A 23,323-nucleotide genomic window follows, 5' to 3' on the forward strand; every position below is an offset into this window, starting at 1 on the left:
ACTACTGGTCACCGGCCGGGGCGGCGGACGTCCGGGGGGGGCGGGGCGCGGGCGTTCGTGCGCCGCGCCGCCGTGTCCGTCAGTGGGAGACGCAGAGTTCGTTGCCCTCGGGGTCGGTGAGGGTGGTCCAGGTGTGGGGGCCCTGGCGGCCGTCGTGGAGATGGGTGGCGCCCCTGGCGAGGAGGCGGTCGACCAGGGCCCGGGGGTCGTCCTCGCCGGTGCGGATGTCCAGGTGGACGCGGTTCTTGACCGTCTTGGGCTCCAGGACGAACTGGAAGAGCAGGCGGGGCGCCCGTTCGAGGCCGCCGGGGTGGCGGACCGCGGCTCCGGCCTTCCAGACGAGCGTGCCCCGGTGGGTGGTGGTGTCCGCCTCGGTGGCGTGGCCCGCCTCGATCATGCCGCGGATGAACTTCTCGTCCGTGGGCTCCACTTCCCAGCCGAGCGCGTCGGCCCACCAGTCGGCGAGCGGGTGGGGATCGGCGGAGTCGACGGTCACCTGGAACGTGTAGGCCATGGCGGGACTGTAGCGAGCCGCCCCGGCCCGCCCCCGGTGGAAACGCCGTCAGGCCGGCCGCCGGTCCGTGCGGCAGCAGCTGACGGTGAACGCGAGGAAGGTGAGGAGCCAGGCGGCCGCCGCGATCCACAGCAGGACCTCGCCGAGGGGGCGCAGCCACGGGGTACCGGTGGCGGGGGCGGCGGTGAGACAGGCCGTGGCGGTCATGCCGAGCGGGAAGACCGTGGACCAGCGGCGGATGTCGTAGCCCGGGCGCGGGCTGCGGAGTTCGGCGGCGAGGAGGACGGCGTACCAGACCAGGGAGGCTCCGAGGGCCGCGAGGGTGACGGTGCGCAGGGCCGTGTGACCCGGGCCGGTCCACTGCGGCAGGGCGGTGAGCTTGGCTCCGGCGAGGGCGGTGATGGACAGCGCCCCACCCGCGATCCAGTGGTCGCCCGCCCCGCTGAGGACCTCGCGGAAGTCGAACCGGGCCAGGGCGACGCCGTACAGCAGCAGGCCCAGGCAGAACCAGGCGAGGGCGGCGGGGGCGAGCGGGCCGGGGCCGCGGGCGGCGGCCAGGGAGGCGGCGAGGACGGCGAGGCCCTGGGTGGCGACGCAGACGAGGAAGGCGGCGCCGGGCATGCGGCGCCGCCAGTGCCGCAGGACGGCGACGAGGAGCCCGGGCCACAGCAGGGCGGCCAGGACCAGCAGGGCGGCGGCCTCGCGCGGCCGGCCGAGCTGGGCGAGGCGGGTACCGAGCACGGTGGTGGCGGCGACGGCGGTCAGGGCGGCGGGGGTGTCCGCCTCGGCGCGGAAGCGGCGCCGGTCGCCGACGAGGCGGGCGGTGAAGTCCGCGGCGAGCACGAGCCAGAGCCCGCCGGCGAGGGCAAGCGCGGCGAGGGAGAGCGGGGCGTGGCCGGTCAGCCCCAGGCCGATGGACAGGATGCCGGCGGCCATGACCGCGCCGCCCGCGGCGGGCGGCAGGGCGGAGCACCAGGCGCGGAGGCGGCTCCCGCTGCGCATGGCCTCACATTACGCCGCGGGTGCGGAACTGGATGCTGATCCGGGGTCCGACGGCCCGCGTCGTCTTGGGCACGGCGTGTTCCATGGTGCGCTGGCAGGAGCCGCCCATGACCACGAGGTCGCCGTGGCCCAGCGGCAGCCGCAGCAGGGTGGGGCCGCCGTCGCGGGGGCGCAGGACGAGGTCCCGGGGGTCGCCGACCGAGAGGATCGCGACCATGGTGTCCTCGGTGGCGGAGCGGCCGGTGCGGTCGCCGTGCCAGGCGACGCTGTCGCGGCCGTCGCGGTAGAGGCAGAGTCCGGCGGTGGCGAAGGGTTCGCCCAGTTCGGCGGCGTAGTGCCGGCCGAGGGCGTCGCGGGCCTCGGTGAGCACGGGGTGCGGGAGCTCGTCGCCCTCCCGGTAGGAGGCCAGCAGCCGGGGCACCTCCACCTCGCGGTCGTACATCCGGCGCCGCTCGGCGTGCCAGGGGACCTCGGCGGCGAGCCGTTCGAACAGGGCGTCGGCCCCGGTGAGCCACCCGGGCAGGTGGTCGGCCCAGGCTCCGGCTCCGAGCACGGTCCTCCGTACCGGTGAGAGCGGGCCGAGACGGATCTCGTCGGTCTGGTCGAAGAGGGAGCCCTGGAGCGCGTGCATACGGTCAGCCTAACCCCATATTCGAACGCCTGCTCGATGGAGTGGGGTGCTCCGGGGGGTGGCCCGGCGGCGGGCGGAAGAGGATCATGGCCGCACGCCGGCACACCCGCCGGGCCACAGAGTCGTGGAGGTACACGTGTCCGTCGCGCCCGTCCCGTCCAGTCACGCGTCAGGAAGCCGGGCGGTCCCGCTGCTGGAGGAGACGATCGGGGCCAACCTCGACCGCACCGCCTCCCGCTTCCCCGGCCGGGACGCCCTCGTCGACGTGGCCGCCGGGCGCCGGTGGACGTACGCGGAGCTGACCGCCGACGTCGACGTCCTCGCTCTGGGGCTGCTGGACCTCGGCATCGCGAAGGGCGACCGGGTCGGCATCTGGGCACCCAACCGCGCCGAGTGGACCCTGGTGCAGTACGCCACCGCGAAGATCGGCGCGGTGCTGGTCACCGTCAACCCGGCGTACCGCTCGCACGAGCTGGAGTACGTCCTGAACCAGTCCGGGATCAGGCTGCTGGTCGCGGCGGAGAGCTTCAGGACCTCCGACTACGCGGGGATGATCGAGGAGGTCCGGCCACGCTGCCCGGACCTGGAGTTCACCGCCCTGCTCGGCGGGCCGCTGTGGCGTTCCCTGCTGGAGCGCGGCGCCCAGGGCGACCCGGCGGACCTGGAGCGGGCGGGGGCCGCGCTGGACCCGGGCGACCCGATCAACATCCAGTACACCTCCGGCACCACCGGCTTCCCCAAGGGGGCCACCCTCTCGCACCGCAACATCCTCAACAACGGCTTCTTCGTCGGGGAGCTGTGCGGCTACACCGAGCGGGACCGGGTGTGCGTGCCGGTGCCGTTCTACCACTGCTTCGGGATGGTCATGGGCGCCCTCGCCTGCACCAGCCACGGCGCCGCGATGGTGATCCCGGCGCCGGCCTTCGACCCGGCGGCCACCCTGGCGGCGGTGGAGGCGGAGGCGTGCACCTCCCTGTACGGGGTCCCGACCATGTTCATCGCGGAACTGGCCGCCCCCGGCTTCGACGGGTACGACCTGTCGAGCCTGCGGACCGGGATCATGGCGGGCTCTCCCTGCCCGGTGGAGGTGATGAACGAGGTGATCGAGCGGATGGGGATGACCGAGGTCTCCATCTGCTACGGCATGACCGAGACCTCCCCGGTGTCGACGCAGACCCGGGTGGACGACACGGTCGAGCGGCGGGTCTCCACGGTGGGCCGCGTCGGCCCGCACCTGGAGGTGAAGGTGACCGACCCGGAGACCGGCGGCACGGTCCCGCGCGGCACCCCGGGCGAGCTGTGCACCCGGGGGTACTCGGTGATGCTCGGCTACTGGGGCGAGCCGGAGAAGACCGCCGAGGCCGTGGACCCGGAGGGCTGGATGCACACCGGCGACCTGGCGGTCATGGACGCGGACGGCTACCTGAGCATCACGGGCCGGATCAAGGACATGGTGATCCGGGGCGGCGAGAACCTCTACCCGCGCGAGATCGAGGAGTTCCTGCACGGCCACCCGGACGTGCTGGACGTCCAGGTCATCGGCGTCCCCGACGCCAAGTACGGGGAGGAGCTGATGGCCTGGGTGCGGATGCGGGAGGGCGCGGAGCCGCTGACGGCGGACGCCGTCCGCACGTACTGCGCGGGCCGCCTGGCCCACTTCAAGATCCCGCGCTACGTGCACGTGGTGGACGAGTTCCCGATGACGGTCACCGGGAAGATCCGCAAGGTCGAGATGCGCGAGATGGCGGCCCGGCTGCTGGAGTAGGCGCGGGACGCGTGCGGCCTCCCTCCGACGTCACCGGGCGTGCCGGAGCCGGGCGAGGACGAGGACCGTGTCGTCGGTCGCCGCGTCGGGGAGCAGGGCCGACAGGACGCGGTCCACCTCGGCCTCCAACGGGCCCTCGACGCGGGCGAGCTGCCCGCGCAGCGCGTCCAGGCCCGTCTCGATGTCCTGGCCGCGCGCCTCGACGAGGCCGTCCGTGTACAGGGCCAGGACGGCCCGGTCGGGGAGGTGGGCCCCCGCCGAGCGAAAGGGGACGCCGCCGACCCCGAGCGGGACCCCGAGGCCGCCGCCGAGGGTCTCGACGGTGCCGTCGGGGTGGCGCAGGAGGGGCGGGGGGTGGCCGGCGTTCGCGATGCGGGCGAGGCCGGTGCGGGGGTCGTACTCCACGTAGAGGCAGGTGGCCAGCTCGATGCCGGACTCGCGGGCGCACGCGTCGAGTTCGCCGAGCAGCCGCTCGGGCTCCGGGCCGTGGCGGGCGAGGGCCTTGGCGGTGATGCGCAGCCGGCCCATGGAGGCGGCGGCGGGCACCCCGTGGCCCATGACGTCCCCGACGACGAGGGCGACGCGGTCCCCGGGCAGGTCGATCACGTCGTACCAGTCGCCGCCGACCTCGGTGGCCCGGCTGCCCGGCAGGTAGCGGTGGGCGATGGCGACGTGCTCGCTGCGGGCCAGGGCGCTGGGCAGCAGGGCGCGCTGGAGGGTGAGGGCGATGTCCTGGACCCGGCTGTAGAGGCGGGCGTTGTCCAGGCACAGGGCGGCGCGGGAGGCGAGTTCCCCGGCGAGGCTGAGGTCCTGCGCGGTGAAGTCGGGACGGGCGGACGAGCGGCCGAACATGGCGATGCCCTGGACGGTGCCCCGGGCGACGAGCGGGGCGATGACGATCCGGGCCAGGCCGCTGTCGAGGAGCAGCCGGGCCCTCTCCTGGCTGGAGGCGATCCGGGCCGCGAACCCCTCGTCGACCGCGAAGCAGAGCGGGCGGCCGGTGGCGAGCATCCGGTGGATGGCGGAGCCGGGCGGGTACGTCACCCGCTCCCGGCCGGTCACGAGCTCGGGCGCGGGCGGCGGCAGGACCGTTCCGGAGGCGATGCGGCGGGTGGACAGGGGCAGGTCCGGGTCGAATGCCTCGGCGGGGTTCTTCCATTCCACGAGCTCGACGACGCAGCCGTCGCAGAAGTCCGGTACGGCCACGCCCACCAGTTCCCCGGCGGTGGTGCCCACGTCGAGGGTGGTGCCGACGCGGGCGGCGGCCCGGTCCAGCAGGGCCAGGCGCTGGCGGGCCTCGGTGGCCTCCAGCAGAGCCTGTTCCCGGTCGGTCACGTCCACCAGCAGGCCGCCCACCCCGGGGCGGGTCTCACCGGCCCGGCTGAGCGGGAACAGGCTGACCGAGCGGACCTGGTCGCGGTCCGGGCGGCCCGGTGTGCGCAGCCCCACGAGGGCCCCGACGAGGGGGCGGCCCTCGTCGGCGACGGCGCGGAGCATCCGCTGGAACTCGCCGCCGTCGGAGGCGAGCATGATCTCGTGGACGGAGCGGCCGAGGTGCTCGGCGACCGGGAGCCCGTCCATGTCGGCGAGCGCCTGGTTGAGGTGGATGTAGCGCAGGTCCTGGTCGAGCATGACCAGGCCGATCGGGCAGGTCTCGAAGAGGGCGTCGAGGAAGGCGAGGTTCGTCTTCACCCGGTCGAGTTCGTCGCCCCGGCTGGCCAGCCCCATGATCACGGACTCGCCGGCGCTTCCGGCCACCGGGAAGACCCGGAAGCCGCAGTCGAAGACGGAGCCGTCCCGGTGCAGGGCGGGCAGCCGGACCCGCCAGTAGCCCAGGGTCAGGGCGCGTTCCGCCAGCCGCTCGGCCGAGGGGGCGGTGCCTTCGGGCGGCTCGGGGAACAGGACGGCGGCGGGCCGGGACAGCGCCCCGGCGGCCTCGTGCCCGAAGAGGCCCTGCGCTCCGGGACCCCAGAAGCGGATCCGGCCGTCCGCGTCCATGCCGAAGACGGCCACCGCCACGTGCTCCAGCAGCGACCCGGGCTCCGACCGGATCGGACCGGCAGCCCCCGCGCCCCCCGCGCCCCCCGCCTGCTCCGACGGCACCGGAAGCCTCCTCTGCCTGGGGGCGGCCGCTCCCCTTCATTCTGCGCGCCCCCCGGGCCGGCCTGCCTCCGGGGCGGCGGCCGTCACGCGGCGCGGGTCCAGGACGATCTGCTGGACGGTCCAGCAGTCGGCGCTCTCGATCGCCAGCGGGGCCGAGCAACCGCCGCACAGCAGGTTGGCGCCGGCCAGGCCGTCGGGGCCGCAACAGCCGCCCCGGGTCCCCGCGTCGGTGGTCGGGGACATGCCGCGGCCGTCGCCGGGGCTGAGAACGATGGCGCCGCGCGGGCCCGCCGGCGCGCGCTGCGACTGCTGGGAGGGGTGGGGCACCCAGGAGAAGGCGGAGGGCCGGGGATCGCGGGCGAAGCTCCCGGGCGGGAGGCGTGGGGGCCATGCGCCGTCGGCGCCCTCGTAGGGCAGCGGGCCGTCCCGCTCCGGCAGGGGCACCTCGTCGACCTCGGCGGACACCGCCGTGCCGCAGTCGGCGCACCGGAAGACGGTCATGCCCCGTCCTCTCGTGCGGGGGACGCCGCCCAGCCCGTCGTGGCGACGACGTCGAGGGCGATGTCGGCGACGGAGCGGCCGTCGGTGGGGACGCGGTGCACCCAGGGCGGTGCGGCGGCCTCCAGCCGGCGGGCCATGACGCCGCTGCGCGCCACGTGGGCCTCGAACTGGCTCCCGGTCTCGCGGACGGCCAGGCGGGCGCGGGCGGTGGCGTCACCGGCGGTGAGCAGGACCCCGATGACGCGGGGCGCACCGCCCATGGCACGGGTGATGAGGCCGGGGTCGAGGACGGAGACGGTGTTGGTGTAGATCAGCCTGCGCTGGCCGAGCGCCGCGTAGTTGCGCCAGAGGGCGGCCAGGTTGGCCTCGGTCAGCTTCGCGCGGTCGGGATCGCCGGGCGGGGCGGGGTGCGCCTGGTCGAGGTTGTCGCCCTCGACGAGGCAGTGGGCGACCCGGGCGGTGCGCAGCCGTACGGAGACCTCCCAGCCGACGGTCGTCTTGCCGACGCCGGACCGGCCGCCGATGAGCAGCACCTCGCAGGGCATGTCGTCGGAATCCACCCGCCCAGCAAACCCCGCGCCCACCCCGGGCGACACCCCGCCCCCGGGGGCGCCCGCACCACCCGGGGGGCGCACGACGGGCGCCGGGAGCGGGCCGGCGGGACCCGCGCGCCGCTCAGCGGCCCAACCGACCGGCACGGGCCCGTCGGCGCGGCGGGGACGCCCCGCCCCGCAGCCGGACCGGCGGGGCCGCCGACGGGGCGCGGGGCAGCACACCGGCCGGCCCGCCGGGGGCCGGCCCCCCGGCCCGAGGACGGGCCCGCCTCCCCCGGGCCGCCCCACGCACCACCCGGGCAGGAACGGGCCCCGACCACCACCGGGCCCACACGCACCCCGCAAGCGGGGCCGGGCCCGGGTTCCGGGCCGGGCTCCCCCGGCCGACCCGCGCGGCAGCCGGGCCGGACACCGCCTAGCGGCGGATGCGGGGGACGTTCGAGGTGATCGTGCCGTCCGAGCCGGATACCGTCACCGCGTGGCGGACGCCGTCCGGGCCGAGGACCACCGCCAGCCAGGCGCTGCCGCCGCCCTGCTGGGCGACCGCGCGCAGGCTCTCGACCTTGCCTCCCTCCACCGCCGCGGCCGCCTTCTCCGCCGCCTGCCCGATGGGCAGGGCGGGCAGGGGCACGGGCGCCGCCGGGGCGTGCTGTGCGAAGCCCCCGCGTGCCGGGCCGGCGCCGTCCCGTACCTTCGGCCCGCCCTTGGCGGCGTGCTCGCGGCCGGGCTCCGGCGGGAGGAAGTGCCGGGCCCGGTCCGCACGGTCGTGGCCGTGGCCGTGCCCGGCCACGGCCACGGCGGCCACCCCGCCGCCCACGATGACCGCGGCCGCGCCGGCGGCCACCGCCCAGCGGACGGCCATACCGCGGCCCTTGCCCAGGGCCTTCGCCGGCTGCTCCGGCTGCCGCGCCTGCCCGGCGGCACGTTCGGACGGCGTGGCCTGCTCGGCCTGCCGGGGCTGTTCGGGCTGTTCGGGCTGTTCGGGCTGCGGGAAAGACTCAGACATACGGGCACTCCTCATGCACAACCGGGCACCGCACCCGGCTCGCGGCCGAGCATGCCGAGGCGATGCTGAAGCCCACCTGAAGCCGCCTGAAGACCCCTTCAGCAAAGCCGTGACCGCACCTGAGACCCTGTGCGGATGCGCGTACTGGTGGTGGAGGACGAACGACGGCTGGCCCTGGCCCTCCAGCGGGGGCTCCAGTCCGAGGGCTTCTCCGTGGACGTGGCCCACGACGGGCAGCAGGGCCTGTGGATGGCCTGCGAGCACGACTACGACCTGATCGTGCTCGACATCATGCTGCCCGGCCTCAACGGCTACCGGGTCTGCTCCCGGCTGCGCGCCGCCGGCAACGAGGCGGGGATCCTGATGCTCACGGCGAAGGACGGCGAGCACGACGAGGCGGAGGCCCTCGACACCGGCGCCGACGACTTCCTCTCCAAGCCCTTCTCCTACCTCGTCCTCGTCGCCCGCCTCCGCGCGCTGGCCCGGCGCACCGGCCGCCGGGGCCCGCTGACGCTGGAGTTCGGCGACCTGCTGGTGGACCCGGCGCGCCACTCGTGCTCCCGGGGCGGGACGGAGATACGGCTGACCGCGCGGGAGTTCGCCGTGCTGGAGTACCTGGCCCGGCGGGCCGGCGAGGTGGTGCCCAAGCGGGAGATCCTGGAACAGGTGTGGGACACCGCCTTCGACGGCGATCCGAACGTGGTCGAGGTACACGTCAGCGCCCTGCGCCGGAAGATCGACGCCCCGTTCGGGCGGTCCGCCGTGGAGACCGTGCGCGGCGCCGGGTACCGGCTGGCGGCAGACGGTGGCTGAGAACGGAGCCGCACCCCGCGCGGCACGCCGCCCGCTCCGCCGCGCACGCCGCGCGCTGCGGCGGATCACCCCCACCACCGTCCGCGGGCGGGCCACCGCCGGCGCCGTCCTCGTGGTGGCGGCCGCCCTCTCCCTGGCTTCGTTCGCCCTGCTCGGGCTGCTGGAGGCCAACCTGCTGCGCAACGCCGAACGGGACGCCGAGCAGCAGGCCGTGACCATCGCGCGGCTCGCCGCCACCGGCGGCCTGGACCGGATGCGCGCCCCGCTGCCCGGCGCCGACTTCGTCCAGGTGGTCAACGCGCGCGGCCGGGTGCTGCGGGCCACCCCGAACCTGGCCGGCGCGCCGGCCCTGGACCCCGGGAGGCCGTCGGGCCCCGGGACCGCCTTCCACACCTGGCGCCTCCGGCCGCTCGGCGGCGCGCACCGGGTGCGGGTCGTACAGGTCACCACGGACACCCCGCAGGGGCTGGTCACGGTGTACGTGGGCACCTCGCTCCGCGACGTCGACGCCGCCGACGACACCACCACGGCCGCGCTCGCCGTGGGCGGCCCGCTGCTCCTCGGCACGGTGGCCCTGGTCACCTGGCGGGTGACCGGCCGCGCCCTGCGGCCCGTCGAGGCGATCCGCGCGGAGGTCGCCGAGATCACCGACCGGGACCTCCACCGCCGGGTCCCGGTACCGCCCACCCGCGACGAGGTGGCCCGGCTGGCCGAGACGATGAACTCCACGCTGGACCGGCTGGAGTCCTCCGGCAACCGCCAGCGCCAGTTCATCGCCGACGCCTCGCACGAGCTGCGCAGCCCGATCACCGTGCTGCGCACCCAGCTGGAGGTGGCGCTGGCCGTACGGGACCCGGAGCTGTGGCCGGAACTGATCGGCGGGGCACTGGAGGACACCGAGCGGCTCCAGCGGCTCGCCTCCGACCTGCTCCTGCTGGCCCGGATCGACGCCTCCCAGCCCCTCGCGGCGGTCCGGCTGGACCTGGGCGCCGTGGCCCGGGCGGCCGTGGAGTCGCGGCTCGGCGACCGGGTCCCCGTACGCGCCGAACTGGAGGCCGGTGTCGAGGTGGAGGGCAGCGAGCTGTGGCTGACCCGGGTGGTGACCAACCTCCTCGACAACGCCCAGCGGTTCGCCGACGGCCGGGTGGAGCTGGTCCTGCGCACCACCGGCGGCCCCGGCGCGCGCAACGCCGTACTGGAGGTCCTCGACGACGGTCCGGGCATCCCGCCGGCCGACCGGGAACGGGTCTTCGAACGGTTCACCCGGCTCGACGACTCCCGCAGCCGCGACCACGGCGGCGCCGGGCTGGGCCTGGCCATAGCCCGTGACCTGACCGCCCGTCACGGAGGCACCCTGACCGCCGAACCCGCCCCCCGGGGCGCCCGCCTCCGGGCCGTCCTCCCGACGGCACCCGACCCCACCCCCGCCTGACGGGAACTTGACGCCGGCCGACCGGGTCCATACGGACCGCTGACGTACGGGCAGCCCCGGCGGGCGTTCAATGGAAGCCGGAGCACGGAGCGGCGGGAGGGGCCGGCGGTGGGGCTACGGGTGGTGGCGGGCGTGAGTGGCGGTGCCGGGAGTGCGGCGACCCTGCACCGGGCCGCCGACGAGGCACGGTTGCGCGGGGCGGGGCTGTGGGCCGTGCTGGCCTGGCAGGTGCCGGGCGGCGGCCGGGGCCGGCGCGGCCCCTGCGCCTGCGCGCCCTACCCCGAGCACCGGGCGGCGGCGGCCAGGAGGCTGCTGGAGGCCCTCGACGCCGCATTCGGGCCGGCCGGCCCGGGGGTCCCCCTGACGGCACGGATCGTACGGGGGGCGCCCGGGGCCGCCCTGGTCGACGCCGCGCGGGAGGCCGACGACCTCCTGGTGGTCGGCGCCGGCCGGCGCGGCCGGCTGCTGGGGGCGCTGCGGCCCTCGGTGGCCCGCCACTGCCTGGCGCACGCCCCGTGCCCCGTGCTCACCGTCCCGCCGAACCCGCTGGAGGCCCAGCTGCACGCCGTCCGGCGCCGCAACGCGTGGCACCTGCGGCTGGACGCGCGGGAGCTGGCGGGGTGACCCGCCCGCGTGCCGGCGGGGTCACGGCCGGGCCCGCCGGACCGGCGCCTTCGCGCCGTGAGCCGGCTGCGCGCGGGCCCGGTCCCCGCCTTCCGGCGCGGGGCGGTGGTGGCCGGAGGGCATGGGCTCGGCCACGACGCGGGCGGTGATTGTCCGGTTCACGGCCGTACATCACGCAGGGGACAAGTTACGATCACGGCGTGGTCACAGCCAGGTCCTCCCGCATGCCGCGGGCCCGCTCCTCAGCGGGCCTGCTGCACCTGCTCGGGCTGACCCTGCTGCTGCTCGGCCTGCTCTGCGCGCACGGCGCCGGTTCGCACGGCGCCGCCCACGCCGCCACCCCGGCGGCGGCCTCCCCGACGGCCGCCCCCGCCATCGCGGCCCCGGCCTCGGCGGCCCCCGCCGACCGCCACGACCCGTCCCACCCGGTCCACGACTGCGCACCCCTGCCCCCGCGGGCAGGCACCCCGGCGGACGTACCGGCCCCTCCGGCGGCCGCCCTCTCCCGCCCCGCCCGTGCCGCCCACCCGGACACGGCCGGGTTCGGCGGCACGCCCCACCGCCCGGTGGAAGCCGGCACCGCGCCCCCAAGAACCTCCGCCGTCCTCCAGGTGTAGGCCCCGGGATCCTTCCGGGCCCGTCCCGCGATCCCCGCCACCCCCCGCGCCCCGCCGGGCCGAGGGGTGCCCGCCGCACGGAGGAATCCTGTTGACCCACCCTCACCCCTCCCCATTCCGGCCCCGTTCGTCCCGGTTCCGGGCGCTGGTCGTCGCGCTGCTGGGCACGCTGCTGTTCGCCGCCCTGGCCTGCACCCCGCACGCCCACGCGGACCTCGCCCGCGGCTCGTCGGCCGCTGGAGCAGCGCTGCAACCCGGGCCGACGCCCCCTGCAGAGCCCCTGGGCCATTCCCACCCGCACCACGGACCCGGCTCCAGCTGCGCGTCTTCCGATCCGGCCCCCTCCACACAGGGCCCGACCCCGCCGGCCGCCGTGCCCGCACGGCCCACCGCGGCCGCGGACGCCGCTCCGGCCGCGGTCCGGGCCGCACCACCGGCCACGACCGGACCGCCGGCGGCCCGTTCAGGACGTTCCACTCTGACCATCGTCTGTCGATGGCGGCTCTAGTCCGCTCCCGTAAGCCCGTTCGCAACGGCTGACGTATGCCCCAACGGGCGGACCTGCCCTGCCCCGGCTCGGCATTCCCACGAGCGCGACCACCCGACGCACCATCAAACGAGAGCGGAACAATGCATTCTTCGGCCACCGACGTCACTCCCCCCTCCCGCGCCGGCCTTTCCGGCCTGGTCGGCAACACCCCCCTGCTGCGCGTGTCGGAGCCCCTGGCCCCGGCGGGGCGCGGGTTCTGGGCGAAGCTCGAGGGCTTCAACCCCGGCGGCATCAAGGACCGTCCCGGCCTGCACATGGTCGAGCGGGCCCGGGCCCGGGGCGAACTGAAGCCCGGGGGCCGGATCATCGAGTCCACCAGCGGCACCCTCGGTCTCGGCCTCGCCCTGGCCGGCATGGTCTACGGGCACCCCGTCACCCTGGTCACCGACCCCGGCCTGGAGTCGTCCATGACCCGCCTGCTGACGGCGTACGGGGCGCAGGTCAACGTCGTCTCCGAACCGCACCCCACCGGCGGGTGGCAGCAGGCCCGCCGTGACCGCGTCACCCAGCTGCTGGGCCAGCACCCCGATTCCTGGTGCCCGGACCAGTACAACAACCCGGACAACACCACCGCCTACACCCCGCTGGCCCTCGAACTGGCCACCGAACTGCACCACATCGACGTCCTGGTGTGCAGCGTCGGCACCGGAGGGCACTCGGCGGGCGTCTCACGCGTCCTGCGCCAGCTCTACCCCGACCTGAAGGTGGTGGGGGTGGACACCGTCGGCTCCACCATCTTCGGCCAGCCCGCCCGGACCCGCCTGATGCGCGGGCTCGGTTCGAGCATCTACCCGCGCAACGTCGCGTACGAGCAGTTCTCCGAGGTGCACTGGGTCGCCCCGGGCGAGGCCGTGTGGACCTGCCGCCAGCTCGCCGCGTCCCACTACGCCACCGGCGGCTGGAGCGTCGGCGCGGTCGCCCTCGTGGCGGGCTGGCTGGCCCGGACCCTGCCCGAGGACACCCGGATCGCCGCCGTGTTCCCCGACGGGCCGCAGCGCTACCTGGGCACCGTGTACGACGACGACTACTGCGCCGCGCACGGGCTGCTGGAGGCGCCGCCGGCCGCGGAGCCGGAGACGATCGGCAGGCTGGACGAGAAGGAGGTCACCCGCTGGACCCGCTGCACGAGCGTGGTCGACCCGCTGACCCTGCGCGCCTCGGGGGTCCCGGCCTGATGAAGGGCACCCTCGCGCAGGTCCGCACGTACGAGCGCAGCGTCCAGCTGCTGATGGTGAACCAGTTCACCATCAATCTGGGCTTCTACATGCTCATGCCGTACCTGGCCACGCACCTGGCCGGCCCGCTCGGACTGGCGGGCTGGACGGTCGGGCTGATCCTCGGCGTGCGCAACTTCAGCCAGCAGGGCATGTTCCTGATCGGCGGCACCCTGGCCGACCGCCTCGGCTACAAGCCGATGATCATCACGGGGCTCGTGCTGCGGATCGCCGGGTTCGCGACCCTCGGGCTGGTCGACTCCGTGGCGGCGCTGATCGCCGCCTCGGCCGCGACGGGACTGGCCGGTGCCCTGTTCAACCCGGCCACCCGGGCCTACCTGGCGGCCGACGCGGGCGAGCGCCGGGTGGAGGCCTTCGCCCTGTTCAACGTCTTCTACCAGGCCGGCATCCTGCTCGGGCCGCTGGTGGGCATGGTGCTGACGGGCGTCGACTTCCGCGTCACGTGCCTGGTGGCGGCGGGGATCTTCGCGGTGCTGAGCATCGTGCAGGTGCGGGCCCTGCCCGCCCGCCGGGGCAACGACGCCGCCGAACGCGCCGAGGGCCCCCGGGAGGGGGTGCTGGTCCAGTGGCGCGGGATCCTCGCCAACCGGCCGTTCCTGCTGTTCTCCGTGGCGATGATCGGCTCGTACGTGATGACCTTCCAGGTCTACATGGCCCTGCCGCTGGAGGTCCGGCGCGTGGGCGGCGAGGGCGGCTTCGGCACGGCCGCGGTGGCGGTGCTCTTCGCGGTGTCCGGCCTGAGCACGATCCTCTTCCAGACCAGGGTCACGGCCTGGTGCAAGGCCCGGCTGGAGCCGGGCCGGGCGCTGGCCTGGGGGCTGCTGGCCATGGGTGTGGCGTTCCTGCCCCTGCTGGCCGCGACGGCGCTGCCCGTGCCGGAGTCGGTGCTGGGTACGCGGCTGCTGGCGGCGGTGCCGCCGGTACTGTCGGCGCTGCTGCTGGCTGCGGGGACGATGATCGCGTACCCCTTCGAGATGGACACGATCGTCCGCCTCTGCGGTGACCGCCTCGTGGCCACGCACTACGGGCTGTACAACACGGTGTGCGGCGTGGGCATCGCCGTGGGGAACCTCCTCACGGGGGCGGCGCTCGACGCGGCCCGGTCCGCCGGGATGTCGGCGCTGCCCTGGCTGGCCCTGTTCGCCCTGGGCCTGGGGTGCACGGCCGCCCTGTACGGGCTCGACCGTACGGGCCGCCTCGCGCCGCCCGTCCGCGAGGCGCGGGCCCGGGCCGTGCCGGCCTGAGCCCCGGCCGGGCCCCGGCGCCGCTCCTCGCGGGGCGGCGCCGGGGCCGGAGCCACCGTCCGGGCGCCCGGGCCGGGACGCTCAGGAGATCCCGTACCACTGGCTGGCCCAGCCGGTGTTGATGGTGCTGGTGGACTGCTCGCCGAGGTTCACCGTGGCCGGCAGGGATTTCTGGCCGGTCAGGATGGTGCTGTAGCGCAGGTTGGGCGGCGTGAGGCCCGCGTTGACCGAGATGCCCGCTCCCGTGGACTTCAGGGTGAGGGCGTTGGTGGCCCAGTTGCCGTTGAGGAGGAGGGCGATGAAGTAGGTCCCGGGTGCGGCGGTGAAGGGCTTGGCGAGGGCCAGCGGTTTGGCGACGGGATCGGTCATCAGCTGGGGGGATATGTCGGGGGTGGCCGCGCGCAGGTTTCCGGCGGCGTCGTACACGCCGAGGTAGCAGTCGGAGAGCTGGGCGTTGGGGTCGAGGCCGGCCAGCCCGAGCCAGACGTTCGACCAGGTGATCTCCTGGCGCAGGACGATCCGGACCAGGGTGACCCGTCCGCCGACGCCGGCCGCCGACTGGGCGGTGACGTGCCCCGCGTCGTTGGGATCGCCGGTCCACGCCAGCAGGTTCTGGTCCTGCGGCCGGGGCCCCTCGAATCCGGACCCCGCGCCGCCCGGTGCGGGGGCGGCGGCCACGGCCGGGGAACTCCCGTCCGCCTGACGGTCCTTGGCGTCCGAGGTACAGGCGGTCAGGGCGAACAGCGCGGCGAGCGCGGCCGCGAGCGGGCGCGCGACGGTGGTGCGGGTGGACATGTCTCCCCCAGGTGGTGCGGATGTGCCGGGGGACATGGTCACACGCCGGGAGGGGCCGGGCCGTCGGCTGACGGTCCCGGCCCCTCCCGGCCTGCGCTCGGCTGTGTCCGCTCAGACGCGGTCGGCCGCGATCAGGACGTACTGGAAGGAGCCGTCCTTGTAGGAGTTGATGAACGCCTCCTCGATCCCGGTGACCAGCGAGGACGTGGCCCGCAGCTCCCAGTAGGGCAGGGTGTCGGGGGTCAGGTCGATGACGGCCTGCGGTACGAGGCGGTTGTCGGCCATGGCCCGCAGGTACTCGCGGCGGGAGTGGATGTTGCACTCGAAGTGCGCGTTGATCTGCGAGACCCACTTCGAGGGCTGGCCGTAACGCGGGTTCCAGCAGCCGGTGATGGTGACGTAGCGGCCGCCGACCGCGAGGACGCGGGAGTGCTCCGCGAACAGGTCGTGCAGGTCGACGTACATGCTCGACTCGTTGTTCCACGAGGCGGCGGCCTGGCCGGTCTCGAAGGGGGTGTTCAGCATGTTGCAGACGCGGGCGCGGACGTGGTCCTCGATGCCGAGCTCACGGGCGCGCTGGTTGGCGAAGTCGGCCTGCTTCGTCGACAGGGTGACGCCCTCGACCTTGCACCCGAAGCGCTGGTGGGCCATGACCATGGAGCCGCCGCGGCCGCAGCCGGCGTCGACGAGGGTGTCGTCGCGGCCGATGGGTCCGAGGTGGTCGAGGAGCAGTTCGGCCTGGGCCGACTCCAGCCGGTGCAGCTCGGCGATCAGCTTCTTCTCGTATGCGCTGTCCTCGGTGTCGCCGAGGGCCTCGTGGTCGATGTCGCCGATGCCGTAGTGGTGGTGGTAAAGGCCGTCGACGTCGCCCAGGCGCAGGTTGACGGGGCGGGCCTCGTTGTTCCAGTAACGGGCGATGTCGCCCTGGTAGGGCGTCGACGGCGCGGGGATGAGCACGGAGCCGACGGAAGGGGCGGAGGTGGTGAGATCGATGCTAGTCACGGATAAGTCCCATCCTTACCAGAAATCGGGCAGGCTGTAGCGGTAGGTGTTGGTCATGTGCCAGTAGTGGTTGCCGTCGACCCACACGGCCACGCCGCGCAGGAAGCGCAGCACGGTCGGTACGGGGCAGGCGGCGGCCAGTTGTGCGGCCTCGGCCTCGAAGGCGTGCATGAGGTCGTTGTGGACCTCGACGGCCTTGAGGTACGCGTCCTTGTCGGAGAGGCCCTCGCGCTCGGCGATCACCACGGGCAGGTTCAGGTGCTTGCCGCGGGCGTCGAGCTCCTTGGTGTACGAGTAGAGGTCGTTGGCGATGGTCGTGGCGTTTCCCGCGAGCGCGATGACCCGCTGCATGGCGGGCTGCGCGTGCAGGTCCGGCGGGAGTTCGTAGCCGCCGATGGTGTCCGTGATGGTGGGGCAGGGACGGAAGTTGTTGAACTGGCGCATCGCCAGGTACTCGGACACCTCCGGTACGTAATCCGTCTCGGCCCAGGCGGCTTCGGCGAGGTACCCCATGTGCAGCCGGGCCATGTCGTGCCGGAACCGGTCGGCCTGGGAGGGGGTGGCCGCGCGGAGGAAGTACTCCATGGCGGAGCGGTAGGAGCGGCGCGGCGCGTCGGAGAGGAGCGATTCCTCCCAGGCCGGTGCGTACTCGGGCGTCGTGTGGACGGGGTCGAGTGCCGTGTGCGCCAGCAGCAGCCGTCCGCCCAGTCCGACCGGTGAGCCTCCGTGGTCCTCGCAGTAGATGTCGTCCACCACGTTCTCGGCGACCATCAGCCGGGTGGCGATCATCAGGTGGTCGACGGTCGGGGCGTCCGGGTGGCAGGCGACCATGTAGCGGCCCACGGAGAAGCCGTCGAACTGGTCCTCCCACTCCGGGGGGTAGGCCTGGACCTCGTCCACCGCCCACCGCTTGATGCGGCGGCTGACCTCCTCGACGCGTACCGGATCCGGTTCGGGAACGGGGTGGTGGTAGAGGCCCGGGATGGGCCGGCCCTCCGTGCGGACGGCGGCCGGGGTCTCGGCCGGAGCCTCGGTGCGGGCCAGGTGCAGGGCGGTGGTGCCCAGGCCGCTGGGTCCGCGGATGATCCGTTCCAGGGCGGCCGCGGTGTGCTGCCCCGCCGGGGCGGGTCCGGCCGCCGGCGGCACGGGCGGCGCCGCCGCGGTGGGAGCGGTGCCGAAGGGCAGGACGGGAGCGGTCGGCAGGGCGGGCCGCGTGGCGACGGCGGCCTCGGCGACGGGGGCGCCCGCCGGGGGCCGGCCCAGGCTGAGCGTTTCGGCGAGGACGTGCGCCCCGAAGTGCGCCGCGGCGGAAGGCAGGCTCGACTGCAGAGGGGAAGGCCCGGGATCGGGCATCCGTGACTCCTTGGTGAGGTGGGTGAGGTGGCCCGGATCCCGGGCGTGCTCGGCCGGCCCGGGAGTCTCCGGGCCCTGGGCGGCCGGTGGGCTGGTCCTCTGGTCCGCTAGTCGCGCCTGCGGGCGATCTGTACGTTCTCCAGGACGCCGAGGGCGTCGGGCACCAGGATGGCGGCGGAGTAGTAGGTCGTGACCAGGTAGGAGATGATCGCCTGCTCGTTGATGCCCATGAAGCGCACCGACAGGCCCGGCTCGTACTCCTCGGGCAGACCGGTCTGGCGCAGGCCGATGACGCCCTGGTTGTCCTCGCCGGTACGCATGGCGAGGATGGAGCTGGTGTTCTCCTTGCTGATCGGGATCTTGTTGCAGGGCAGGATCGGTACGCCGCGCCAGGCCGGGACCTGCTGTCCGCCGACGTCGACGTGGTCCGGGTAGAGCCCGCGCGCGTTGAACTCGCGGCCGATCGCGGCGATGGTCTTGGGGTGGGCGAAGAGGTACTTGGTCCCGCGGCGGCGGCAGAGCAGCTCGTCGAGGTCGTCCGGGGTGGGCGGGCCGGAGTGGGTCTGGATCCGCTGCTTGAAGTCGGCGTTGTGGAGCAGGCCGAACTCCCGGTTGTTGACCAGCTCGTGCTCCTGGCGCTCGCGCAGCGCCTCGATGGTGAGCCTGAGCTGTTCCTCGGTCTGGTTGTGCGGTCCGTTGTAGAGGTCGGCGACCCTGGTGTGGACCCGCAGGACGGTCTGCGCGACGGAGAGCTCGTACTCGCGGGGCTTGAGCTCGTAGTCCACGAAGGCGGTGGGCAGTTCGTACTCGCCGGTGTGGCCGGCCGACAGCGCGATCTCGGCCTCGCCGTGACGGTTCTGCCGCTGCTGCGGGAGCGAGCTGAACTCCTGGATGTGGGCCTGGAGGGTCGGCGCGGAGGCCAGGACGGCGGCGAAATCGGCGCGCGAGAGGGTGAGCAGGGTGCCCGGGGTCTCGGCGGTGGCGGTGTAGTCCCAGCCGGCGTCGCCGTCGAGCAGGGCGTTCTCGCCGAAGCGGTCGCCGTCGGCGAGGGTGGCGATGGCCACCTCGTCGCCGTACTTGCCGGTGGAAGTCTGGCTGATCCGGCCGTGGGCGATCATGTGGATCTGGTCGGCGGGGGTGCCGCGTTCGACGATCACCTCGCCGGCCCGGAAGTCGCGCTGGACGCACCGGCCGGCGATCGCGGTCAGCACCTCCAGGTCCTCGAAGCCGCGCAGCAGGGCCAGTTCGCCGAGTTCCCGGGGGATGACCCGGACCGAGGCACCGTCCTGGACGAACTCGATGCGCCCGTCGCCGACGGTGTACGTCAGCCGGCGGTTGACGCGGTAGGTGCCGCCCTTCGTCTCCACCCAGGGCAGGCTGCGCAGCAGCCACCGGGAGGTGATCTCCTGCATCTGCGGGGCGGACTTGGTCGTGCTGGCAAGGTTGCGGGCGGCCGCCGTGCTCAGGCTGGACTGCTGCGGCGGATCCAGCTGCGCTTCCGGGCTGGTGTCAACGGTCATGGGACGAGCTCTCCTTCGTAAGCGCGGTGACGGGCATAAGCACACGTCGCCGGTGAAAAGGAAAAAAGAGGGGCGAATATCCGGGAATCCGTCCAGATCTCGGGGAACACTAACGGCCCCCGCAGCCGGATGACCTTGAAACGCCGAGCCCATTACCTCGATGCAGTGATCTTGAGGGGCCGGAGGTTTGGGGCGTCAACCGCATACATCCGGCCGGGGGCCGGAACCGGACCCCCCGGCTCCCCCGTTCGGACGAGGAGTCGGACCGGACGGGCGCCGGGCGTGCGGGGCCTCCGCCTCCTCCCCCGCGCACGACGAAGGGCCCCTCCCGCCGCGGGGACGCCGCGGCGGAAGGGGCCCTGGGGCCGGCCGTCAGGTGCGGTACGCGAAGTAACGCGCGTCCGGGTAGGACGCGACGATGCTCGCGAGCGACTTCCGGTAGGTGTTGGTGGAGTGGTACGTGAGGTACGGCATGCCGGCGCGGCTGCGGTAGCTCACGATCATGGAGTGGTCCTTGGACCCGTCCTTGTTGAAGTCCACCTGCAGGATGTCGCCGATGTCCATCTGGTACACGTTCGCGAGGTTCGAGGCCCGCTGGTTGGACAGCGTGAACCAGGCCCACTCGTTCGCGCCGATCCAGGAGGTGGACTGGCGGGTGCCGTCGTACCACCAGTTGCGGTAGTCCGAGGAGGTGCCCGGGACGGGCTTCCAGCCGCCGGCCTTCAGCGCCTGGCTGACGAAGTTGGTGCAGTCACCGCCGGCGCCGTTGAACTTCCGGTACGCCGGGTTGTAGTTGCTCCAGTACTTCTCCGCGTACTTCGCCATGGCGTTGTAGTCGTACGCGCCCCCGGTGAGCTTCTTGGCGTTCGGCGCGGCGGGGTACTTCGTCGCGGCGGGCGTGCCGTCCGGGTACTGGTTGCCGTCGTCCTTGACGGTGGCGGCCTTGGCCGCCACGGGCTCGTTGACCGCGACGGGAGCGTTGGCGCTGTCCTGGGACTTGATGGAGGTCAGCTCCCAGGAGCCGCCCTTCTTGCCCGTCAGCGTCAGCTCGTAGCGCGTCTTGAAGTCCGTGGTGTCCGGTTCGTCCCCGCGCACCTTCTTGTAGGTGAGCGTGGTCTGCTCGGTGACCTGGACGGTCGCCTTGCCACCGGTGATGGTGGCGCGTTCCACCTCGACGCGGGTGTCGGCGGCCGTGTAGGCCTCACCGAGCTCCGCGAGGCGGGTCTTGCGGGACTTCAGCGAGGTGATCGCCTCGTCCTGGTCCTTCTTCAGCTTGTCCGACAGACGCGCCTTCTTCTTGGCGGAAGGAGAGGCGTCCCGGCGCTTGACGTGGCCGTCGACCAGCGCCTGCGTGCGCTGCGAGAGCACGTCGTCGGCGATGCGGCCGAAGGCGTCCGCGGTGGCACGGTCGGCTTCTTCCGTCGTCCCCGCGCTCGCGGAGTAGGCGAACAGGCTGCCGGACGCTATGGCCACGGTCAGGGCCCCGATGGCGGCCAGCCTGAACCTCTTAGGTATCACTGTGTTTCCCCTTGTCACCCGGTCCACGCGGACCGGGAGGACGGAATCTTCGCACAACTGGGCGACGCCGTGGCCGCGTTCCGTTTCGTCCCCAGTCGCCCGGTAATGATCACCAGGTACGCCCGACGGCATGACTCCGCTTCCGCACCGTGAGACGCCCCGGGAATCCGCCGCGGTTCCCGCCACCTCCTCATCGTCTTCACAGGAAATGCATCTAGGGTGTACGGGGAAGCACGGCACAGGGAGCACGCGGAGTGGGCAGGCAGGACACGGCCTCAAGAAGGCGATCGCGGGGCAGGCGGGCAGCCCCGAAGGACGGCGGCGCGGCCCCCTCGGGCCGCCGCAGGAAGTCCGGGAGCCGCCGGGCCCGGTCCGGTTCCGGCCTGGCGGGCCGCCTCGGACCCGTGCTCGGGCCGGCCCTCGCCAAGGTGCGTCCGGCACTGCGGCGCCTGAAGCCGGCGTACCCGCGACCGGGGCGCGGCGGCTGGCGGCGGTGGATACCCTCGGGCCGTCAGTGGCTCGGCGCGGTGCTGTACCTGTTCGCCGGGATGACGGCCTTCGTCGGCATCGCCTATGCCGTAACGGACATACCCGACGACCTCAACTCTTTCGCCAAACAGCAGGACAACGTCTACTACTGGTCCGACGGGTCCACCATGGCCCGCACGGGCTGGGTCCAGCGCCAGGAGATGCCGCTGGACAAGGTTCCCGAGAAGGTCCAGGGAGCGGTCCTCGCCGCCGAGAACGCCAGCTTCTACTCCGATCCCGGTGTCTCGCCCTCCGGCATGCTGCGCGCCGTCCGTGCCGCGCTGACCGGCGGTGAGACCCAGGGCGGGTCCACCATCACGCAGCAGTACGTGAAGAACGCGTACCTGAACCAGGACCGCACCCTGTCGCGGAAGTTCACCGAGCTGCTGCTCGCCATGAAGCTGGACAGCCGCGCGGGCAAGAAGCAGATCCTGGAGGACTACCTCAACACGAGCTGGTTCGGGCGCGGTACGTACGGCATCCAGCGCGCCTCCCAGGCGTACTACGGCAAGGACGTCTCGCAGCTGAACGCGAGCGAGGGCGCCTTCCTGGCCTCCCTCCTCAAGGGCGCCGGCCTGTTCGACCCCGCCCTCGGCAAGGAGAACCACGAGCGGGCCGTCGAGCGCTGGAGCTGGATCCTGGACCGCATGGTGCAGACCGGCCACCTCACCGCCGCCGAGCGCGCCGGCTACACGAAGTTCCCCGAGCCCTCCGACGCCTCCCTCGTCGGCATGCCGGGAGCCCAGAACGGCTACCTGGTGGAGATGGCCAAGGCCTACGCGATCAAGGCCGGCCACCTCAAGGAGTCCGACTTCGACCTCGGCGGCTACCAGATCTACACGACCTTCGACAGGAACCGGATGGCGGCGCTCACCGCCGCGGTCCAGGAGACCCAGAAGTCCTTCGACCCCGAGCGGCGACCCGACACCGACAAGTTCGCCAAGATCGGCGCGGCCAGCGTGGCCCGCGACGGCCGGCTGCTCGCCGTGTACGGCGGCCCGGACTACCTCAAGCAGGGCTTCAACGAGGCGAACGCGACGACGATCCCGGCCGGCACGGTGTTCACGCCGTTCGTCTACGCCGCCGCGCTGGAGGACGGGGTGGTGCGCACGCGCGGCCAGGCCCGTACGCCCGTCTCGGCCTCCAGCGTGTACGACGGCAACGACCAGGCGACGGTGCAGACGCCCGAGGGCCCGTACTGGGACCGCAGCGGCAAGGTGCTCAAGGGGCACAACGAGGGCGACCGCAGCTGGGGGCAGATCACCCTCCAGCAGGCCGTCGCCAACTCGGTCAACACCCCCATGCTCCAGCTCGGCATCGACGTCGGGGTCGACCGGGTGGAGGCGTACGCCGAGCGTTCCGGGCTGCTGCCGTCGAGCCTCGGGCCGCGGATCCCCACCTTCGCCCTCGGGGAGAACTCGAAGCCCAGCGCCATCCGCATCGCCGGGGCCTACCAGACCTTCGCCGCGGACGGGATGCACACCGACCCCTACTCGGTGCGCTCGGCCACCCGGGCCGGCGCCGTCGTGCCGCTCGACCCGCCGAAGGCCGTCAAGGCGATGTCCCAGAAGACCGCCCGCACGGTGTCGGAAGCCCTGCGGACGGCCGTCACCGAGGGCTCCGCGAAGGCGGCGGCCAAGGCCCAGCCCGGAGCGGCGGGCAAGACCGGCACGACCTCGGCGAACACGGCGGGCTGGTTCGTGGGCACCACGGCCCAGGAGACCACGGCCGTGGTGGTCTACCGGATGTCGCTGCTGGACCTGGTCCCGCTGCCGCTGACGGGGCTGGGCGGCGACTCCCCCACGACGCCCGGCAGCGCGCGGGCGGTCGGCGTGTGGTCCGACTACGCGAAGGCGGTGAAGTAGGACCCGGCGCACGGGACGGACGGGACCCGGGGGGGGGGGGGGGGGGGGGGGGGGGGGGGGGGGGGGGGGGGGGTCTTTTTTGGGGGGGGGGGGGGGGGGGGGGTGTTGGGGGGGGGGGGGGGGGGGGGGGTTCTGGGGGGGTTCCCAAAAA

The 23,323-nt window shown here is 74.0% G+C and carries 19 protein-coding genes; 7 read left to right on the top strand and 12 right to left on the bottom strand.

What is annotated here, in order from left to right; all coding sequences use genetic code 11:
* Positions 1–79 precede the first annotated feature (79 nt).
* The 3 genes from AC069X_RS13740 to AC069X_RS13750 are packed head-to-tail and all read right to left on the bottom strand — an operon-like array spanning position 80 to position 2,147.
* Positions 80–514 carry a VOC family protein gene (locus AC069X_RS13740; protein ID WP_478728283.1) on the bottom strand — a complete coding sequence of 145 codons (435 nt, stop codon included), beginning with the start codon at positions 512–514 and terminating at the stop codon, positions 80–82.
* A gap of 48 nt (positions 515–562) precedes the next feature.
* Positions 563–1,516: a tellurite resistance/C4-dicarboxylate transporter family protein gene (locus tag AC069X_RS13745; RefSeq protein WP_478728285.1), complete on the bottom strand. Its 954-nt coding sequence runs from the start codon at positions 1,514–1,516 to the stop codon at positions 563–565.
* Between the two features lie 4 nt (positions 1,517–1,520).
* Positions 1,521–2,147 carry an alpha-ketoglutarate-dependent dioxygenase AlkB gene (locus AC069X_RS13750; RefSeq protein ID WP_478728287.1) on the bottom strand — a complete coding sequence of 209 codons (627 nt, stop codon included), beginning with the start codon at positions 2,145–2,147 and terminating at the stop codon, positions 1,521–1,523.
* Positions 2,148–2,271: 124 nt separating this feature from the next.
* On the opposite strand from AC069X_RS13750, the gene AC069X_RS13755 reads away from it, so the two are divergent.
* A complete protein-coding gene (locus tag AC069X_RS13755) occupies positions 2,272–3,912 on the top strand; it encodes an AMP-binding protein (protein ID WP_478728289.1) in 1,641 nt (546 codons plus the stop codon).
* A gap of 30 nt (positions 3,913–3,942) precedes the next feature.
* On the opposite strand, the gene AC069X_RS13760 is transcribed toward AC069X_RS13755, so the two are convergent.
* The 4 genes from AC069X_RS13760 to AC069X_RS13775 all read right to left on the bottom strand — a co-directional run bounded on the left by AC069X_RS13760 (position 3,943) and on the right by AC069X_RS13775 (position 8,076).
* Entirely contained in the window at positions 3,943–6,015 is a 2,073-nt protein-coding gene (locus AC069X_RS13760) for a SpoIIE family protein phosphatase (RefSeq protein ID WP_478728291.1), read from the bottom strand.
* Between the two features lie 36 nt (positions 6,016–6,051).
* Complete coding sequence (locus tag AC069X_RS13765; RefSeq protein WP_478728293.1) at positions 6,052–6,516, bottom strand: hypothetical protein; 465 nt, start codon at positions 6,514–6,516, stop codon at positions 6,052–6,054.
* Positions 6,513–7,061, bottom strand: a complete 549-nt coding sequence (locus tag AC069X_RS13770) for a hypothetical protein (protein WP_478728766.1) — start codon at positions 7,059–7,061, stop codon at positions 6,513–6,515. The genes AC069X_RS13765 and AC069X_RS13770 overlap by 4 nt, the downstream gene beginning before the upstream one ends.
* A 424-nt stretch (positions 7,062–7,485) precedes the next feature.
* On the bottom strand, positions 7,486–8,076 hold the full coding sequence (locus tag AC069X_RS13775) for a hypothetical protein (protein WP_478728295.1): 591 nt from the start codon (positions 8,074–8,076) through the stop codon (positions 7,486–7,488).
* Positions 8,077–8,211: 135 nt separating this feature from the next.
* Between AC069X_RS13775 and AC069X_RS13780 the strand changes: the two genes are divergently transcribed.
* From AC069X_RS13780 to AC069X_RS13800, 5 genes are all read left to right on the top strand, one after another.
* Entirely contained in the window at positions 8,212–8,889 is a 678-nt protein-coding gene (locus AC069X_RS13780) for a response regulator transcription factor (protein ID WP_478728297.1), read from the top strand.
* 55 nt (positions 8,890–8,944) lie between these two features.
* Positions 8,945–10,321: a sensor histidine kinase gene (locus tag AC069X_RS13785; protein WP_478728768.1), complete on the top strand. Its 1,377-nt coding sequence runs from the start codon at positions 8,945–8,947 to the stop codon at positions 10,319–10,321.
* Positions 10,322–10,429: 108 nt separating this feature from the next.
* Entirely contained in the window at positions 10,430–10,945 is a 516-nt protein-coding gene (locus AC069X_RS13790) for a universal stress protein (protein ID WP_478728299.1), read from the top strand.
* A gap of 1,247 nt (positions 10,946–12,192) precedes the next feature.
* On the top strand, positions 12,193–13,287 hold the full coding sequence (locus AC069X_RS13795) for a PLP-dependent cysteine synthase family protein (RefSeq protein WP_478728301.1): 1,095 nt from the start codon (positions 12,193–12,195) through the stop codon (positions 13,285–13,287).
* Positions 13,287–14,591 (top strand): MFS transporter, encoded by a 1,305-nt coding sequence (locus AC069X_RS13800; protein ID WP_478728303.1) that lies wholly within the window; start codon positions 13,287–13,289, stop codon positions 14,589–14,591. Before AC069X_RS13795 ends, AC069X_RS13800 begins: the two co-directional genes overlap by 1 nt.
* A gap of 81 nt (positions 14,592–14,672) precedes the next feature.
* Here the strand turns inward: AC069X_RS13800 and AC069X_RS13805 are convergent, their stop codons facing one another.
* The 5 genes from AC069X_RS13805 to AC069X_RS13825 all read right to left on the bottom strand — a co-directional run bounded on the left by AC069X_RS13805 (position 14,673) and on the right by AC069X_RS13825 (position 20,779).
* The gene (locus tag AC069X_RS13805) at positions 14,673–15,386 is read right to left on the bottom strand and encodes a hypothetical protein (protein WP_478728305.1); all 714 of its coding nucleotides are present in this window, start codon (positions 15,384–15,386) and stop codon (positions 14,673–14,675) included.
* Between the two features lie 111 nt (positions 15,387–15,497).
* Entirely contained in the window at positions 15,498–16,388 is an 891-nt protein-coding gene (locus AC069X_RS13810) for a geranyl diphosphate 2-C-methyltransferase (protein WP_478728307.1), read from the bottom strand.
* Positions 16,389–16,403: 15 nt separating this feature from the next.
* A complete protein-coding gene (locus tag AC069X_RS13815) occupies positions 16,404–17,741 on the bottom strand; it encodes a family 2 encapsulin nanocompartment cargo protein terpene cyclase (RefSeq protein WP_478728308.1) in 1,338 nt (445 codons plus the stop codon).
* Between the two features lie 107 nt (positions 17,742–17,848).
* Positions 17,849–19,261, bottom strand: a complete 1,413-nt coding sequence (locus tag AC069X_RS13820) for a family 2B encapsulin nanocompartment shell protein (RefSeq protein WP_478728310.1) — start codon at positions 19,259–19,261, stop codon at positions 17,849–17,851.
* Positions 19,262–19,633: 372 nt separating this feature from the next.
* Positions 19,634–20,779: an amidase domain-containing protein gene (locus AC069X_RS13825; protein WP_478728312.1), complete on the bottom strand. Its 1,146-nt coding sequence runs from the start codon at positions 20,777–20,779 to the stop codon at positions 19,634–19,636.
* A 404-nt stretch (positions 20,780–21,183) separates the two neighbouring features.
* Between AC069X_RS13825 and AC069X_RS13830 the strand changes: the two genes are divergently transcribed.
* Entirely contained in the window at positions 21,184–23,172 is a 1,989-nt protein-coding gene (locus AC069X_RS13830) for a transglycosylase domain-containing protein (protein ID WP_478728314.1), read from the top strand.
* Positions 23,173–23,323 lie beyond the last annotated feature (151 nt).

This window comes from Streptomyces sp. NPDC043896 (assembly GCF_056435605.1).